The sequence below is a fragment of the Verrucomicrobiota bacterium JB022 genome (genome assembly GCA_030673845.1).
Taxonomy (GTDB): Bacteria; Verrucomicrobiota; Verrucomicrobiia; order Opitutales; family Oceanipulchritudinaceae; genus WOUP01.
In genome coordinates, this window is record JAUTCQ010000001.1 from 116186 (window position 1) to 133706 (window position 17521).

Genomic DNA, 17521 nt, shown 5'->3' on the forward strand with positions numbered 1-17521 from the left:
CAAAGACCATGAAAGCACTTCCTTTGCTCAGCGCTCCCTTGCTGCTCGCCATCCTGACCGGTTGCAGCATCGGCAGCAAATATCAGGCGCCCGACGATTCTGCGGCGGCCGCCGCCACCTTCAAGCACGCCCCGGCCTCGCCCGTCGAGGCCGACTATATCGCAGACCAGTGGTGGACCGCCTATGGCGACCCACGCCTGAACGGCCTCGTGGCGACCTTTGTGCAGCGTAACCAGGACTTGGCCGCCGCTGCCGCCCGCATGGACCAGGCGATTGCCCGGCTGGGGCTCTCGCGGGCGGATAAGTGGCCGCAGCTCGACGTAGAGGGTAACTACACCCGCGACCGCCGTCAGCGTCTCTTCGGCCAGAACGAGACCCAGAACACCTTCGACGCCCGCGCCGTCGCGAGTTACGAGGTGGACCTGTGGGGCAGGGTGCGCGGCCTCGTGGACTCCGCCAAGGCCGAGGCCCAGGCCGAGACTGCCAGTTACGATGCCACGCGGCTCGCGCTCCTGGCCGAAGTGGTGCGCACTTACCTGACGCTGCGTACCGTCGATGCCGAGATCGCCTTGCTCGACCGCACGGTGGAGCTGCGCGAGGGCGGTTTTGAGCGGATCCAGAGCCTGCACGAGGCGGGTGATGCGGACGGGCTCGCCTTGGCTCAGGCCCGGACCGAGCTGGAGCTGACCAATGCCGAAGCCATCGGTCTGCGCAACCTGCGGGGCTCGTTGGAAAACGCGCTGGCGGTGCTCGTGGGGGTGTCGCCCAGCGGCTTCCGCCTCGATGCGGAGACGGCGGCGATCTTGCCGCCCCTCCCGGCCGTGCCGGTAGGCCTGCCGCTGGATGCGCTCCGGCAGCGGCCCGACGTGTTTGCAGCGGAGCGGCGCCTGCAGGCCGCGCACGAGCGCATCGGTGTGGCGCAGGCGGATTACCTGCCGCGCATCCAGTTGGTCGGCACGGCAGGCTACGCCAGCACCCAGGCGGAAGACTTCGCCGAGTGGAGCACCCGCGCGTGGTCGATCATGCCCAGCGTGACGCTGCCGATCTTCAATGCCGGGCGCATCGGGGCCAATGTCGACCGCGCTCGCGCCGAAGCCGAAGCGGCCCAAGCCGACTACCGCCAGACGGTGCTCGTCGCCATCCGTGAAGTCGAAGACGCGCTCAACGCCAATGCGGTCCTGGCCCGCCAGATGGACGCCCAGCAGCGTGCGGTGGCGGCGGCGGAAAACGCTTCGGAGATCTCGCACCTGCGCTACGACAGCGGCCTTGTCAGCTACCTGGAGGTGGTCGATACCGAGCGCACGCACCTCGACGCCCAGCGCCAACTGACCGATCTGCAGCGCCAGCGCTATGCCGCGCAAGTGGAGCTGGTCCGCGCTCTGGGCGGTGGCTGGGGCAATGCCTCGGAGCACGCCCGTGACTACGTGGCCGCCAACTGACCTATTTTGCCGATAATCAGAGAGTCAGTAGGATAGATACAGATACAGATAGATAGATCGTGAACCAACCAAGAGGGCCGTCCTGCGGGGCGGCCCTTTCTTTGTGAAGGGATTCAGGAACGCCGGGTGAAAGAGGCGCCGGGCCAGGGCAGGCGAATGATAAAGGTCACCCCGTCGTCTTCCTGCTCTGCGGAGATGGTGCCGTCGAAAAGCGCGAGGATGCGCGAGGCGAGGGCGGGCCCGAGGCCGAGGTGGACCCCTGCCGTCTGGATTTCGGAGATGGCGAAGGGCTCGAACATGCGCAGCCGCACCTCCTCGTCGAGATAGGTTTCGATGCTGACGAGCCGTAGCTCGAAGTGGTCGTTCAGCTGGATCACGGCGCGGCACTCGCGGTGGGGAGCCATGTTGCGGCAGGCGCGCATCAGCGATTCAAGCGCGCGGCGCAGGCTGGCAACGTCGGCCAACAGCAGGTGGGTAGGCGTCAACTGATCGAAGCCTTCCAGCTGCCACTCGCTGAAGGGGAGGGTGCGCATCAGCTCGTCGATCCGCAGGGGGCTTTTGGCGAGGCTCTCCGGGCGCACCTCCACTTCGCTCAACATCAAGGCATCGTTCAGGATGTCGAGCAGGCGCCGCTCGGCATTCTCGAAAACCGGTTGCAGGTCCTGCACCTGTGGGTCGTCGGGGAAGCTGTCGAAAAGAATCCCCGCCACGCCCAGAATGCCGTTGAGCGGTGTGCGCAGCTCGTGCGCGATCAGGTGCAAAAATTCGTCTTTCGCATGGTCGAGCATCTTGAGCCGGTCGTTGGCCAGCTCAAGCTGTTCGGTGCGCACAGAGACGAGGCGCTCCAGCTCGTGGTTGACGGCTTCGAGCTGCCGTCGGGTTTCGCGGAGCTGGAGGTGGGTGCGCACACGGGCTTCGACTTCTTCCAGCTCGAACGGTTTGGTGATGTAGTCGACTCCGCCCACGCGAAAGGCCGTCACCTTGTCGAGCGTTTCCGACAGGGCACTGATGAAAATAACGGGAACGTGGGCCAGATCTGGAATCGCCTTCAACCGCCGACAGACTTCGTAGCCGTCCATGTCAGGCATGTTCACGTCGAGCAGGATCAGGTCGGGGCAGCGGGCGAGGGCGGCCTGCAGGGCAATTTCGCCGTTAGGGGCAGGGCGAACGCGATATCCCCAGCGTTTAAGCGCCTGGCTCAACACCCTCAGATTCGCGGGGGTATCGTCTACTGCCAAGATATCGAGGGGCTCCCCGTTATGCTGACCCGTGGGTGTTTGCATGAAGATATATGAAGACAAAACCTCTGATTTAGCGCAAGGTAAAGCTGGATGAAGCCTCTGTTTTACAGCAAAAATATTGTAAAATTACGTAGCTTTTGTTGGTATTATGCTTTAGTTTTTTACTCTTGGCGAGCAAAGTCGGAAGTTCATCGCTTTCTGGAAGATACAGAAGTAAAAATACGGTCGACATCTGGGGGTAAATCAGTCATGGATTGCAGGGTTATCCCCTGTGTCTATGAGCCTGGATTCCATAAGGCGACCGTTTTCGGCAGTTAAGCCGGAAGGTCTTGGCCTGTGGGAAGCGACCGTTGTAAAGGTGGACCCACAAGACCCTAGAGCCTGCCGCGATCTCGCCCGGCGCGGCCTCTGGGGCAGCTTGGCTTATGCAGCGGCGTGGCTTATTCTCGTCTACGGCACGCCCTTGCACTTTCAACTGGGCGGCTGGTGGCAAGGGATCTTTGTGGCGCTGGCCCTATTGGGCGTCGTGCGCTTTGTGCTGGGGTGGAGGTTTGCGGATTTTTTCGCGGGCTCTTCCCAACGTTGGCTGCAGCTCTACCAGATGAGCGTGCTCGGCCTCGCGGGGGTCTACACTTTAGGGGCGAGCTGGATCGTCTACAGGTACCCTACGGAGTGGTACAGCTTTTTTGTCACCGCCACGATGGTGGCGATTGCGGCGGGGGGCGCGATCAGCCTGTCGACGCATCTCTGGCTGCAGCGCCCCTTTCTCGTGGTGACGCTGGTGCCGCCGGCCATCGTCTCCTTCTGGAACGCGGAAGAAACGACCTACGGCACGGCCATTCTCTACCTCGCCGGCTTGGTTTACCTGACCGTTTTCGGGCGCGACCTGCACCGCCAGTACTGGGCCAGCCTGCAGAGCATGCGCCTCCTGGCCGAGCGCGCTCAGCAACTGGAGGACGCCCGCACCCGCGCGGAAGACATGGCCCGCAGCAAGAGCGAGTTTTTCGCCAACATGAGCCACGAGCTGCGCACGCCGCTCAACGCGATCCTCGGCTTTGCGCAGATCATCAGCCGCAGCGAAAACCTTTCCCGACAAGACCGCGCCAACCTCGAAACGATCAACCGCAGCGGCGCGCACCTGCTCAGCCTGATCAATCAGGTGCTCGACCTGGCCAAGATCGAGGCCGGGCGGGCTGTGTATGAACCCCGGATCTGTCACTTGCCGGGGATGCTCGACGACTTGCGCAAGATGTTCCAGCTGCGGGCGCAGAAGAAGAGCCTCACCTTTTCCTTCGAAGTCTCCGACGATCTCCCGTCTTACATCTGGGTCGACGAGCTGAAGCTGCGGCAGGTGTTGATCAACCTGCTCGACAACGCGATCAAGTTTACGACCGAGGGCAGCGTGACCTTGCAGGTGCGCAGGCAGCCCTCCGGCGGGCCAATGGATGAGGAAGCGCGGCTGGACTTTGAAGTCAGCGATACCGGGCCCGGGATCGGCAATGCCGAGCAAGCCCAGCTCTTCAACGCCTTCGCGCAGACGAGCACGGGCCGCAAATTCCAGGAAGGGGCAGGGCTGGGGCTCGCCTTGAGCCAGAGCTTCGTCGCGCTGATGAAGGGCCGTATTCGCCTCTCCAGCCGCCCGCTGATCGGCTCCACCTTCCAATTCGAGATCCGCGTGCCGCTCGCGCAACCACCGGCGGAGAAGTCGGCCCAGTCGGGCAAGCGAGCCGTCGGGCTGGCGGCGGGGCAGCGCCCCTTCCGCGTATTGATTGTCGACGACGAGCCCGACAACCGCTCAGTGCTCGCCCAGTTGCACCGCCCCTTCGGCTTCACCGTGCTGGAGGCGGCCAACGGAGCCGACGCCATCGACCGTTGGGAGTGCGACGAGCCGGATCTGGTGTGGATGGATTTGCGGATGCCGGGCATCGACGGCTACGAAGCCACCCGGCGTATCCGTGAGGCCGAGCGTTTTGTCGACCCCGCCCGCAGCCGTACGGCGATCCTGGCCATCACAGCGGGCCTGCCGGAGGAGCAGGGCGAGGAGCTGCGCCAGCGCGGCTTTGATGGCATCGTGCGCAAGCCCTTCAAGGAAGCCGCTATCGTGCAGGCGCTCGAGGCCCACCTTGGCGCGATCTTTGTCTACGAAGACCCGCGGCGCCCGGGCCAGACCCCGCCCGTGGTGTCGGCTTCGCCCTGGACGGCTGCCATCGGCGGCCAGCCCACGGCCTGGCGCAAGTCGTTGGCCGACGCCGTGCGCGCGGTCGATTACGAAGCCACCGAGCGGCTCGTCGCCCAGATCCGCTCCACCGCTCCCTCCCTTTCCGCCCATTTGCACGCCCTGTTGGAACAATACCGTTTCGACCGGCTCCAAGCCTACCTCCAGCCCCCCGCCCAGGAGAGACCATGAAGATTGCGGAGCCTCCCCAAAGCATCCTTGTAGTAGACGATACCCCTGAAAACATAACGGTCTTGCGGCAGTTGTTGAGCCGGGAGGGCTACCGCGTACGCCCGGCCCTGCGGGGCAAGCTGGCGATCGAGGCCGCCCAGATCGAGCCGCCCGACCTCGTGGTGCTCGACATCATGATGCCCGAGATGGACGGCTTTGCCGTCTGCCAGGCGCTGAAGGCCGACGCACGTACGCGCGACATCCCGGTGCTCTTCCTCAGTGCGCTCGACGGGATCGAGGACAAGCTGCGGGGCTTCCAGTTGGGCGGCATCGACTACATCCCCAAGCCCTTCCAGGCCGAGGAAGTGCTGGCGCGCGTGGACACCCACCTGCGCCTGCGCCGCGCCCAAGAGCAGCTGCGCCGTCAGAACGAGGAGCTGCAGCAGGCGGCGGTGCTCCAGGCCGATGTAGAGCGCATCCTGCGGCACGACTTGAAGAGCCCGTTGGGCAACATCATCAATTTTGCCGAGCTGCTGCTCGACGACCGCGGCCTTTCCGGCGATCAGCGCCTGTCCATCGAGACGATGCGCGAGGCCGCCTTCCGGATGCTCGGCATGGTCAATACCTCGTTCGATTTGCTCAAGATGGAGCGCGGGGCCTACGAATACCATCCCACCGCTTTCGATTTGTTACCCGTGTTGCAGCGCCTGCGGGCCGAGCTGCGACTGAGTGCCGACCAGAAATACCTGCGCTGGGAGTGCGAAGTGGAGGGGCAACCGCTCGCCCTGCTGGCCGGGCAACCGCTCGCCGTCGCCTGCTGGATCCAGGGAGAAGAGCTGCTCTGCCACAGCCTGTTTGCCAACCTGCTCAAAAACGCGGTCGAAGCGGCCCCGGTGGGCAGCGTCCTGCGTTGGCAGATCCGCTCGGTGGAGGGCATGCTGGAGGTAAAGCTGCGCAACGCGGGCGAGGTGCCGGCGGAGATTCGCGAGCGCTTTTTCGACAAATACGCCACTGCGGGCAAGCCGAGCGGTACGGGCCTGGGCACCTATTCCGCCCAGTTGATGACGCGCACCCAAGGGGGCGAGATCGCGCTCAATACGAGCGAGGAAGGCTATACCACCGTTGTGGTGCGCCTGCCTCTGGTCCTGCCGCCGGTGGAGTTCCGCCCGGAGGAATTGATGCTGGAGGCAGAGGAAGACGAGGCGCCGGAGCACCTCTCGGTCTTGCTCGTCGATGACGACCCGGCGGTCCACTCCTTCATCCGCCAACAGCTTTCGGTCGACGGCTGGAGCGTCACCAGCGTCTATGACGGCCCCACCGGGCTGCAACAGCTGCAGAAGCGCGGCTACACCGCCGTCTTGCTCGACAACCAGATGCCGGGTTGGGATGGGCCTTCGACCGCGCTGCAGATCCGTAACTGGGAGCGCGAAAGCCCTGAACGCCAGCCTTGTACCATCGTCGTCTTTTCTGCCGAGATCGACGCGGAGCTGAAAACCCGGGCGCGCGCCATGGGTATCCAGGAGCTGTTGCAAAAGCCGATCAGTGGACCGGCCTTGCGCACGACGCTGCGCCGCCTCGTCCAGTCGCACCGCGCCGGTCGCGAAACGGGGTTGCCGTTTGCCCCCACGGTGGATGTCGACGAAGATTTGCAGGACGTCTTGCCCGCCGCGCTCGAAAGCTGGCGCGATCTCGTCCGCCAACTCCGCCCTCTGGCCGAGTCGGGCCAAGCCGTGCCCCTGCGCAGCTACGCCCATCGGCTCAAGGGTGGACTCGCCCTCTACGGGCTGGATACGGCGAGCGAAATCGCCACCCGAATCGACCTCGGCTGCCTGCACAGCCCCCAAAAGCTGCCCAACCGCGTGTTGACCGATATCGACCGCCTGCAGCACTACCTCGACGAAGTTCACGTCCGTTTTGTTACCCTAGACTAACCCCCCGTTCTCCCGCCATGCCCCCCACCACCAAGGTTTTCATCCTTGACGACGACCCAGCCGTCACCGGCTTGCTGAAGGCGAAGCTCGGCAAGGTCGACGGCTTTGAAGTGCGCGCCACCAATCTCCCGCGCCAGGCCGCCAGCCTCATTGCCCAGTTCCAGCCCCACATCGTGATCTGCGACATCGACATGGGCGACTTCGACGGCGGCATGGTCGCGCGTCAGCTCAAGGACCAGCCTGAAACGGCCAACATCCCGGTGCTGTTCCTGACCTCGCTCGTCAGCGCCAATCAGGTGCGCCAGAGCGAAGGCGTGATCGGTGGTCGCCAGATGATCTCCAAAGACGCCACCGTGCCCGACTTGCTCCAGCGCATCCGCACGATGCTGGGGTAGGGCGGCTCAACCCTGCGCCCAAGCCTTGGCGCGACCCAGGGCCCGGGCCCAGTCGGCTTTCAAGGGTTCGATGGGGGCGAGCGGAGCCGGGGTGAATACGCGATCTTCCTGCCAGCAGTGGGCAATGTCTGCCCGGTCTTCCCAGTAGCCGACGGCGAGCCCGGCGAGAAACGCGGCCCCGAGCGCGGTCGTTTCGATCGACTTGGGCCGCACTACGGGCACGCCCAGCAAGTCGGCCTGAAACTGCAGGAGCAGCTCGCTGCGCGACGCCCCGCCGTCGACCGCCAGCCGCTTGAGCGGCATGCCCGAGTCGGCCTCCATACAGCGGATAAGGTCGGCGCTCTGGAAGGCGATCGACTCCAGCGCGGCCCGGCAGAGATGCCCCCGATTGGCCCCACGCGTCAGACCCAGAATCGTGCCGCGCGCGTTCGGGTCCCAATGCGGCGCGCCCAGCCCCACGAAGGCAGGCACGAGATAGACGCCCCCGTTGTCGGGCACACTGGCGGCGAGCACGTCGCATTCGGGCGCGCTCTGGATGATTTTCAACTCGTCGCGCAGCCACTGGATTACGGCCCCTGCGATGAAGACCGAGCCCTCCAAGGCGTATTCCGTGCGTTGGCCGAGCCTCCAGGCCACTGTGGTCAACAGGTTGTTCTGCGAGGCGATGGGCACTTCGCCGGTGTGCATGAGCAGGAAGCAGCCGGTGCCGTAGGTGTTCTTGGCCATGCCCAGCTCAAAGCAGTTCTGGCCAAAAAGGGCGGCCTGCTGGTCTCCGGCGGCCCCGGCAATCGGCACCTCGCCCGGGTAATAGTGCCGCGAGATGTGCCCGTAGACTTCGCTGCACGATTTGATCTCGGGCAGCATGGCGCGCGGAATGCGCAGGATCTCCAGCAGCTCGTCGTCCCAGTCGCCCGTTTCGAGGTTGTAGAGGAGGGTGCGGGAGGCGTTGGACGCATCCGTCACGTGCGCCTTGCCGTCGGTAAATTTCCAGATCAGCCAGGTATCGACCGTGCCGAAGAGCAAGTCTCCGTTCTCGGCCTTCTGGCGTGCGCCGTCCACGTGGTCGAGGATCCAGGCGATCTTGGTGCCCGAGAAGTAAGGGTCGAGCCGCAGGCCCGTTTTGGTGGCAAAGGTTTCTTCCAGCCCCTGCTCGATCAGCTGCCTGCACGCGCCGGCGGTGCGGCGGTCTTGCCAGACGATGGCGCGATAGACGGGGCGGCCGGTGTGGCGGTCCCATACAAGGGTCGTTTCGCGCTGGTTGGTGATGCCCACGGCGGCGATGTGCTCCGCATCGAGGTTGGCGCGCGAGACGGCTTCGGCGGCGACGCTGCTCTGGCTCGACCAGATGTCGAGCGGGTCGTGCTCCACCCAGCCAGGTTGGGGATAGTGCTGGGGAAACTCCCGCTGCGCCATGCTGATCGCGTTGCCGGAGCGGTCGAAGACGATAGCGCGGGAACTGGTCGTCCCCTGGTCGATGGCCAGAACGTATTGGGGTTTCTTCATGGGGCTTTCGACCGCGACATTATACGATTTTCGCTTCGCGAGAAAGGTCGGAGTGGAGAAAGACCCTTAAAAACAGCGTCCAGGATCGCAAAAAGCACCCTGAGAGCGCTTCGCAGGCCCAATGTTCCCTAACCTCGCATTGATCGAGCATGGATCGCATTCCTGCCAGTGCGGCAGAGCGTCGTGCCCATGGGAAGAATCGTGCGCCGCATCAATCGACCGAACCTTCGGGCACAGCTTTCCTATCGCTGGATGAGGAAAAAGATGGCGTGCAACCCGCACCGCCGTAGTTTCTTCTGAAATGGTGGGAGATGGCAGAGTTGAACTGCCGACCTCCAGTGTGTCATACTGGCGCTCTAACCAACTGAGCTAATCCCCCGTAAGAAGAAAAACATTGATAAAACCACCTCGCGTGGTTGTTTCAAGATAAAAATACGCCTTTTCTCAAATGCTCCACTATTTGCGGATCCGAAACCTCGCCTTGATCGACGAAATTGAGCTGGAGTTCGCCTCGGGACTCACGGCGGTCACGGGTGAGACCGGGGCCGGTAAGTCCATCTTGCTCGGTGCTTTAAAGCTGCTTTCAGGCTCGCGGTCGGACAAATCGGTGATCCGTCAGGGGCAGGAGCGTTGCGAAGTGGAGGCCGTCCTGCACTTTGCCGACTCCAAGGAGCTGGATGCCCGCCTTGAAGGCTTGGGCCTCCCCCCGACCGAAGAGGGTAACCTGGTGCTGCAACGCACGATCCACCGCAGCAAGCCGGCCAAGGTGCAGATCAATGGCAGCCTGAGCACGGTTGCGCTCCTGCAGGAGCTGGGTACGGAGTGGATCGACTTTCACGGCCCGGGCGAGCCGCAGAAGCTGCATCACGAACGCTGGCAGTTGTCGCTGCTCGATGCTTTTGCCCAAAACGAGAGCCTGCTGGCCCGCTATGGCACGGTCTACGAGGCTTGGCAGGCCAAGCTGAAGCAGATCGAGCAACTGCGCGCGAGCGAGCGCCTGAGTGTCGATGAGGTCGACTTCCTCCAGCACCAGATCGGCGCGATCGACCGGGCGCAGTTGTCCGCCGATGCCGTTACCCAGCTGGAGCGCGACTTTGCCCGCCTCTCCAGTGCGCAGGAGTTGACCGAGGGGGCGTCGCTGGTCTCGACCGGTCTGACAGGCGACGAGGGCGTCGTGGACCGCTTGCGTCCGCTGATCAACACGGCCTACGAGCTGGCCGAGATCGACCAGACGCTGATGCCGCTGGCCGACCGCCTGCAGTCGTTGCTGATCGAGGCCGAGGACGTGGCGGGCGAGTTCGAGGACCTCGCGCAGGGGCAGGATATGGACGAAGAGACCGCGCAGGAGCTGCAGCAGCGGATGGAGCAGTGGCTGGGCCTGCAGCGCAAGTATGGCCCCGACGTAAACGTGATCCTGGAGCGTCGGGCCGAGATGGCGCGCAAGATCGAGCAGCAGGGCGACATCGAGGGCACCCTCGAGCGTTGGCAGCACGAGGCCGCCAAGCTGGAAAAAGACCTGACCGCACAGGCGGAGGTGCTGCGCGAGGCTCGCGTGCGTGCTGCCAAGGAATTGGGGGCGAAGGCGAGCCAAGGCCTGTTGCAGTTGGGCTTCAAGAAGGCGCAGCTCAGCATCGAGGTGGTGCGGGAAGCCCGCCTTCAGCCGCACGGTAATTCCAGTTGCCAATTCCTCTTTGCGCCCAACGCGGGGCAATCGCTGCAGCCGTTGAACAAGATCGCGTCAAGCGGCGAGACTGCGCGCGTGATGCTGGCGCTCAAGAGTGTGCTGGCTCGGGTCGACGCCACGCCCGTGCTGGTCTTCGACGAAGTCGACGCCAACGTGGGCGGTGAGATCGCGAAGGAGGTCGGGCGCTTGCTGGCCGAGCTGGGAGGGCAGGGGCACCAGGTCTTCTGCGTTACGCACTTGCCGCAGGTGGCGAGCCTCGCGGCGGCCCATTACCTCGTGCGCAAAGACCAGACCGATGAGTCGACCGACGTGCACATCGTGCCGCTGCACCCGGAGCGGGCCGCCCGGCTCGACGAGCTGGCCCGCATGCTTGGCGACCGCCACAGCCACATCGCCCGCGAACACGCCGAGGCTCTGCTACAAGGGCAGGCATAGCTTTTTTTGAGCCGCAGATGAACGCGGATGAAACGCAGATGGGAAGTCTGCGTCTGTGCCGCGCCTTGGTGTAATAGCTGCCACTTGGGCAACAAAAAAGCGGCGTTTCCGCCGCTTGATAAGATCAGACTGTGCCTCGCCTAGCTCTCCTGCGCCTCGACTTGGGTGCGGAGGGTTTCGCTGGCGATTTCGAGGATGGCCTGCCAGCCGAAGAGCGGGCCAAGGTCGCCGGAGCGTTCCGCGACGTAGTCCTGGACTTCCTGGGCGTCGGGCTGCACGTCGGGGGCTTCCTTGCTCTGGATGTAGATGAAGGTGCCCTTGCCTTGGCGCTGGATCATCGTGGTCAGCTCGTTGGCAGCCAGCTTGCGGGCCTGTTCCCAGCTGCGGTCCTGCAGGAATTCCTGGGGCACTTGCACGCCTTCAAAGGGCTCGATTTCGCGCACGGTCAGCCCGAGGTCCTGAGCGGCTTCATTGAACGAGGTGCCGCTGGCGATGGCTTGCTGCAACTGCTGGCGCAGGGCCTGGCCCTTTTGGGTGAAGTTGCGCTGTTTGTTCTCGTCGCGCCAGTTGGTCTCGACTTGCTCCCAGACGGAGGCGAAGGGCGGGACCGTCTCGGGGACGAGGGCGTCGCGCATCAGCACTACACCGCCGGCCTGCGTTTGTGCGGGCGAGGAGTAGTAGCGGGGGCCGCTGGAGTAGTTCCAGAGGTCGTTGAGCACCTGGGCCGAGATACGGCTGTTTGCGGGCGGGTTGTCGCGCGCATAGGGCTGCACTTCTTCGGTCACCGCGCCGCGGGCTTCGACGAGCTTGGTAAATTCTTCGGACTCGCGGGCGATGCCCTTTTCGTCGAGCTCCACCGTAAAGTCTTCGGCGGCGCGGGCGGCGAGGGCGCGGGCGCGCTCCAGCTTCATGTCGGCCAACACACGGGGGCGGGCTTCTTCGAAGGGCAGGGGCTGCGGTTGCTCCTGGGCACCCGTTTCGGGGTTGGTGGTGGGTGCGCCCATGTAGCGCCAGCCGTTACGGTCGTAATAGGCACGCAGCTCGTTGTCGCCGATGTTGCCCACGCGGTCGACGAAGTTCTGGGCGGGGAAGATCACGGCTGTGGCCTCCAGCTTTTCGGGCTCGGTGTAAGCGCCGGGGTTCTGGTTGTAGTAGGCTTCCAGCTCTTCGTCGCTCACTTTCTGGTCAAACTCGAAATTGGTGTAATCCAGCTCCGCCACCGCGATATCGTAGGTGGTGTTCGCCTCCTGGTATTGGCGGAAGCCGATGTAGGGGTTGGTGTAGCCGGGGCCGCCGAGGGCCTTGACGACCTGACCCACGCGCCAGTCTTCCCGCAGCATTTCGGTGAAGTCGGCCTTGGTCAGGTTGCCGCCGCTGGCGATCATGTCGGCGATCTGGTTGTATTGCTGGGGGCTGAAGCTGCCCGTCTGCGGGTCCTGGAAAAACTGGAGACCGCGCACATACGCCTGCAGCTCTTCCTGCGTCGGGTTGCCAATCCCCATTTGATTGGCCAGGCCGAGGGCGGCGATGCGGGCGTAGATGTAGTCTTCCTGGCTGGCGAAGCCCATCGGGCGGTTCAGCGCAAAGCTGATTTCGGCCTTGGCCGCGAGTTCGCGGGCGACTTCCGGGTCGTTGAGGTCAAACCCGTAATACTCGACGGAGCGGGCGCTGCCCGAACGATCGGTATGGAAGAGACCGGTGGGGCCGACCGAGAGCACGAAGACGAAGATGATCACAACCAACAGGCTACCCATCAGCCAGGAGTTGTGCTTGAGCATTAAATTTTGCAGCCAGGTAATCATGGGGCTTTAGGCAAGGTGATAAAGGGGGCAGCGTAGGCTGGGGGCGCGCGCTGGCAAGGAAGAAGCGGCGCGCAAGGGGCAGGAAAACATCGCTAGGCTCGTGACGGGTCGGCCTCTGGGCTGCGGGAGGGGCCGACACTCTCGCGTTGCAGCTCGCTCTCGAAGAGGTCTTCGATCGTCGGCTCGGCGTAGCCCAGGGTTTCGTCGCGCTGCTTCAGGTATTGGGCCAGCAGCGGGTCGACTTTGGACACCAGGTCGAGGCCGCCGTTGTTGCCCAGTTGTTCGAGCGACTGGTGGACTTGCGCCAGCCGCATGAAGCGCAGGGGGCGGGCAGGCTGGTAACGGAATTCTTCCTGCACGTCCGGGTTTTCGTCGGGCACCTTGGTCACGAGGTTGAGCTGCACGAGGCGGTTGATCGACTCGTTGAGCATGTTGCGCGGGGCGCGCAGGTGCTCGGAGAGCTGCTCCAGGCCGGTTGGCGGCTCCCCGCGGTGGAAGCGGCGGCAGATGTAGAGCAGCGCGCCCATGGTCAGGCTCTGGCGCACCAGCTGGCTGCTCCGGTCCCATGCGCTCTGGTCGGCCAAAAAGTGCACATTCTGAGCGGCGTATGAGATTTGCCCGCCCACCAGCACCAGCAGCCACGAAAAGTAGAGGCCGATCATCAAGACCGGCACGATGGCGACCGACCCGTAGAGGTTCTGGATGCGGATGACCTGCCCCACATAAATGGTGGAGATGAAATTGTTGGCGATGAGCAGGGTGGCGGCGATGGCACCCCCGAGCAGGGCGGGCCGGATGTTCACCTGCGTATTGGGGAAGAACAGGTAAAAGAACGTGAGCAGCATCGTGAGGATCGCGAGCGAGGGGATCAGCGTGGCGATGCGCGTGAGCGGGCCGAAGTCGGGCAGCCAGTCGAAGAAGCCGCCCAGAAACGAGGCCGAGATAAACGCGCCCGTGCCGAGGCCGAGGATGGTGCCCAGGCTGATGAAGGCCCAGTAAAAGACGATACGGTAGCCCCACTCACGGCCCTTTTTGACGCCCCAGATGTCGTTGAGCGTATTCTCGATCGTGGTGAGCAGCTGGATCACGATCCAGATCAGCACGGCGAGGCCGATGATCCCGAAAATGCCGGAGCCGCTGGTATTGATGCCGCCCAGGGTGTCCTGTGCGCCGGTAATGATCTCCGAGATCAGCCCATCCAGCTCCGAAGCCGTCTGCTGTGTGGCGGCGGCGACCCCGTCGGCGGCTGCGGCCGTCGTATCGGGTGTCTGCTCCAGGCGGATGTATTCGCCCAGCGAAGGGGCGAGGAAAATCATCAGCTTCTTGATCTGGCCCTCGGCGTTGCTGGGCCAGAACGACGACGAGATCAACACCACGATCACGATCAGCGGCCCAAGGGCCAGCAGCGTGGAGTAGGCGAGGGCGGCGGCCCGCGTCAGGATGCCGTTTTGCAGCACCCCATGGATGGTGATGGCCACCAGCCGCGAGGCTTTGACCCTCCAGTTTACGTCCTGCTCCTGGGCAGCGGCGGGCGACGAGGCCCAGATCTCGTGTTGCCAGTAGTTCTGGACGCGGGCGATATTGTTGTGCAGCGATTTCACGGCCGAGAGATCCCAATTTAGCGCGGCCCGCCCGATCCGGCAAGCAGTCTCAGCTCAGCGAGCCGATCCAGTGGGTGAGCAGCGAAGCCTTTTCTTCGGTCTCCGCCATCAGCTCGGCCACAAAGCGGCCAATGTAGACGTAGGCGAAGAACCCCGTGCCGAGCAATGCGGCGATGGCGGCAGGCAGGAAGGTGCGCAGGTGCGTGGCCAGCGTCATCGTAAACAGGCCCGCGCCAGCGGCGAGCACGGACAACAGCAGGAGCAGCCCGTGTGGATCGCCCAAGACCATGCGCCCGTAGAAATACAGCGCAAAATAGCCCGCCCAGAACATGCTGCGGGCGCGCAAAAGCGGGTAGATACTCGTCATCCCGGCGAGCGTCAACAGGCCGAAGAGCACGTCGAGCATCGCAAGCACGACGGCGGTGGAAAATCCGGGAATGGCAACCGCTTCTTCGCCTGCCTCGGCGATGCCGGCCACCTGGCTGTAGTAGGCGTAGACCTGCTGGAAAAAGCCGAGGTTGGCCATGATGATGGCGGCGGCACTGGCGAGCAGGCAGAGCCCCATTAGGTTGGTCGACCAGCCGGCGACACGCTTGCGCCAGTCGACATTGGCGCTGAGGTGGCGGGTGTCTTCGGTCTTGCCCTCGGCGGCGGCGAGGATGTTGCGCACGGTCACCGCTTCGTCTTCCTCGTCTTCGCCGGAGAGCAGGTTCAGCTCGTCTGCCCCCTTTTTTCGCAAGGTCAGCTTGCGGCGCTCCGGGAAGATCAGCTGCTTCAGCTCTTCGTTGGAGCCGACGGCTGCCCACGACTCCAGCTCGTCGTCGTAGTAGAGCGTTTCGCGCGTCACTTGGCCTGCCTCGGCCAGCGTCACGAGTTTATCCACGTTGTACGGGCCCTTGGCGGTTTCCGAGTCGGGCTGGCGGATGTAGTATTCCTCGGGCATGGGAAGCGAGGGGATGCTGCCGGCGTAACTTACAGCCCGCAAGCAAAATACGCCTGCGGGCCGGAGGGAGGTGCGCCGTTACCGTGCGGGCAGGCGGATCACCGTCAGCGAATGGGCCGGCAGCTCGCGCTCCAGCTTGGCCGAGATGGGCAGCGTGCTTTCCTGGGGCGCCACTTGGTCGGGCTGCTCCCAGGTGTTGACCGCCTTGAGGTCGCCCGCGAGCGTCCAGACTTTCGCCGTGCGGGCAAACTTGCCCAGCTTGCTCGGGTCGAGGCTCACCGGCAGGGCAGCGTCGCCGTTGTTGACCAGCTTGATAATCACGTCGCCGCTCTGGCTGTCCTTCACACACGAAACGGAGAGGGCTTCGTTCTGGCCCCCCACCTCGACGGGCAGAAAGGTATCGCCCGCGTGCTGCGCGAAGAGCTTCTGCACGTGGTAGTTGGGCGTCAGCAGGATATCCGTGCCGGTAAAGTAGATCAGGTCGGGGCGCCACTGCGTATGGCCCTCGCGGCCCAGCAACGGTGCGTAGGAGGCAAAGTGAACGATGTCGCCATTGCGCTCCAGGCCGGTCATGAAGGCGGCCTCTGCCAAGGCGCTGCGCAGCGTGTTGGCGCGGTCGGGCTCATGGGCGGCGTATTCGCCCAAGTAGACCTTGGACTCGTTGCGGTCGTAAGAGTCGTAGCGCTCCTGATTTTCGAGGAACCACTCCGGCGCTACATAATAGTGCTCGTCGACCATCGGCAGGTCGATCTCGCGGGCCAGCTTCCAGCCGGCATCGAAGTCAGGCCCGTGCCAGAAAGGCCCGGAGGTGCCGATCACCTCGATCTCCGGGTGCTTTTCCTTCACCGCGTCGTAGATCATGCGAAAGCGCTGCTCGAAGACGGGCGTAATGTGGTCTTCGTTGCCCACGCCCAGCCACTTGAGGTTGAACGGCTCGGGGTGGCCGTTCGCCGCCCGCTTCGCCCCCCATTCGGAGCTGACGGGGCCGTTCGCGTATTCGATCAGGTCGAGGACCTCTTGGATATAGGCGTCCATGTCGTCCAGCGGGATGCCGTGCTGGCCTCCGCCTTTGGTGTGGCCGGCGTTTTGACAGCAGACGCCTGCGGGTACGACGGGCAGCGGCTCGGCCCCGAGGTCTTCCGAAAACTGGAAATACTCATGATAGCCGATGCCCATCGACTGGTGGTAGCCCCAGAGGTTGAACATGCCGCGGCGCTCCTCCAGCGGCCCGATCGTGTCCGGCCAACGGTACATGTTGGAGAGATTGTGCCCGTGGGCCACGCAGCCGCCGGGGAAGCGCAGGAAGCCGGGCTTCAAGTCGGCCAGCACTTGAGCGAGGTCGGGCCGCATACCATTGGGGCGACCCTTGAAGGTGTCCTGCGGGAAGACGGAAATCATATCGAGCGCGATGCCGCCCGGGGCCTTGCCCAGCAGGACGAAGTGGGCCTTCGGGTCGCTCTTTTTGGCGGTGATTGTGGCGGTATGCTTCTCCCATTCCGGGCTGGTGATGTCGAACGATGCCTCGCCCAGCACCTCGCCGGATTCGCTTTCGAGCCGCACCACGACCGGCATGGGTGAGCCGTCGCCAAACGGTTCGCCGCCCCAGCGCGCGCCCATATACGTCAGGCGGCCAAAGAACGATACGTCGTATTTGGCGCCCTTTTCCAACACAATGCCGTCAAAGCCTTCGTTCCGGATGCCCGCGCCTTCGCCGGGCTCACGCACATGCAGCACGAGGGCGTGCGGGTTGTTTGGGTGCAGGGGGATGCCTTGGTCCAGCGACCACCAGGCCCTGCCGCCTCCACGCTCCACCAGCTCCCAGCCGGTGAAGTTGTTCCAGGTGGGGTGCGACATGGCGGAGAATTCAAACGAGCGGTTGCGGATGCGCTCGGGGTAGAGGCCGCCGTCGGCACCCCAGTTGATGTCCTCGAAAAACAGGCCGAAGAGGTGCGGGCTGATCGCCTTGGCCTCGTCGGGCTTTACGGTGAGGGCGAGGGGGGCAGCGGGGCTCATGACAGGGGTGAGGCACGCCAGCGCAAGCGTGGCGGCCCGTAACAAGGGGGATTTGAAGGGGCTCATGTTTAGTAGTGCGCCAAACATGCCGCATGCCTGCCAAAAATGCACGGGAAACGGATTCAGACGGTTCCGTTTTGCGCCCGTC

The 17521-nt window shown here is 64.0% G+C and carries 11 protein-coding genes and 1 tRNA gene; 5 read left to right on the top strand and 7 right to left on the bottom strand.

Translation table 11 applies throughout. The features are described 5' to 3' along the window. Nucleotides 1-8: 8 nt before the first annotated feature. Nucleotides 9-1439, top strand: a complete 1431-nt coding sequence (locus tag Q7P63_00515; GenBank protein MDP0498557.1) for an efflux transporter outer membrane subunit — start codon at nucleotides 9-11, stop codon at nucleotides 1437-1439. A gap of 113 nt (nucleotides 1440-1552) precedes the next feature. Here the strand turns inward: Q7P63_00515 and Q7P63_00520 are convergent, their stop codons facing one another. Beyond that, entirely contained in the window at nucleotides 1553-2722 is a 1170-nt protein-coding gene (locus tag Q7P63_00520; protein ID MDP0498558.1) for a hybrid sensor histidine kinase/response regulator, read from the bottom strand. 316 nt (nucleotides 2723-3038) lie between these two features. Here Q7P63_00520 and Q7P63_00525 point away from each other — a divergent pair, with 316 nt between their 5' ends. Genes Q7P63_00525 through Q7P63_00535 form a run of 3 tightly spaced genes read left to right on the top strand, consistent with a single transcriptional unit; the run spans nucleotide 3039 to nucleotide 7392 of the window. Next, nucleotides 3039-5087, top strand: coding sequence for an ATP-binding protein (locus Q7P63_00525; GenBank protein MDP0498559.1), 2049 nt, complete (start codon nucleotides 3039-3041; stop codon nucleotides 5085-5087). Next, nucleotides 5084-6997, top strand: a complete 1914-nt coding sequence (locus Q7P63_00530; GenBank protein MDP0498560.1) for a response regulator — start codon at nucleotides 5084-5086, stop codon at nucleotides 6995-6997. The genes Q7P63_00525 and Q7P63_00530 overlap by 4 nt, the downstream gene beginning before the upstream one ends. Before the next feature lie 17 nt (nucleotides 6998-7014). After that, nucleotides 7015-7392: a response regulator gene (locus Q7P63_00535; GenBank protein ID MDP0498561.1), complete on the top strand. Its 378-nt coding sequence runs from the start codon at nucleotides 7015-7017 to the stop codon at nucleotides 7390-7392. 6 nt (nucleotides 7393-7398) lie between these two features. Here the strand turns inward: Q7P63_00535 and glpK are convergent, their stop codons facing one another. Further along, nucleotides 7399-8895: a glycerol kinase GlpK gene (glpK, locus tag Q7P63_00540; protein ID MDP0498562.1), complete on the bottom strand. Its 1497-nt coding sequence runs from the start codon at nucleotides 8893-8895 to the stop codon at nucleotides 7399-7401. Between the two features lie 302 nt (nucleotides 8896-9197). Beyond that, nucleotides 9198-9274 (bottom strand) — tRNA-Val (locus Q7P63_00545). 69 nt (nucleotides 9275-9343) lie between these two features. Here Q7P63_00545 and recN point away from each other — a divergent pair. After that, nucleotides 9344-11014, top strand: coding sequence for a DNA repair protein RecN (gene recN, locus Q7P63_00550; protein MDP0498563.1), 1671 nt, complete (start codon nucleotides 9344-9346; stop codon nucleotides 11012-11014). 140 nt (nucleotides 11015-11154) lie between these two features. On the opposite strand, the gene Q7P63_00555 is transcribed toward recN, so the two are convergent. The 4 genes from Q7P63_00555 to Q7P63_00570 form a co-directional block, all read right to left on the bottom strand. After that, a complete protein-coding gene (locus tag Q7P63_00555) occupies nucleotides 11155-12816 on the bottom strand; it encodes a hypothetical protein (GenBank protein ID MDP0498564.1) in 1662 nt (553 codons plus the stop codon). A gap of 92 nt (nucleotides 12817-12908) precedes the next feature. Further along, entirely contained in the window at nucleotides 12909-14417 is a 1509-nt protein-coding gene (locus Q7P63_00560) for a YihY/virulence factor BrkB family protein (GenBank protein ID MDP0498565.1), read from the bottom strand. Between the two features lie 49 nt (nucleotides 14418-14466). Further along, on the bottom strand, nucleotides 14467-15360 hold the full coding sequence (locus Q7P63_00565; GenBank protein MDP0498566.1) for a hypothetical protein: 894 nt from the start codon (nucleotides 15358-15360) through the stop codon (nucleotides 14467-14469). 78 nt (nucleotides 15361-15438) lie between these two features. Continuing rightward, complete coding sequence (locus Q7P63_00570) at nucleotides 15439-17373, bottom strand: alpha-L-arabinofuranosidase C-terminal domain-containing protein (GenBank protein ID MDP0498567.1); 1935 nt, start codon at nucleotides 17371-17373, stop codon at nucleotides 15439-15441. Nucleotides 17374-17521 lie beyond the last annotated feature (148 nt).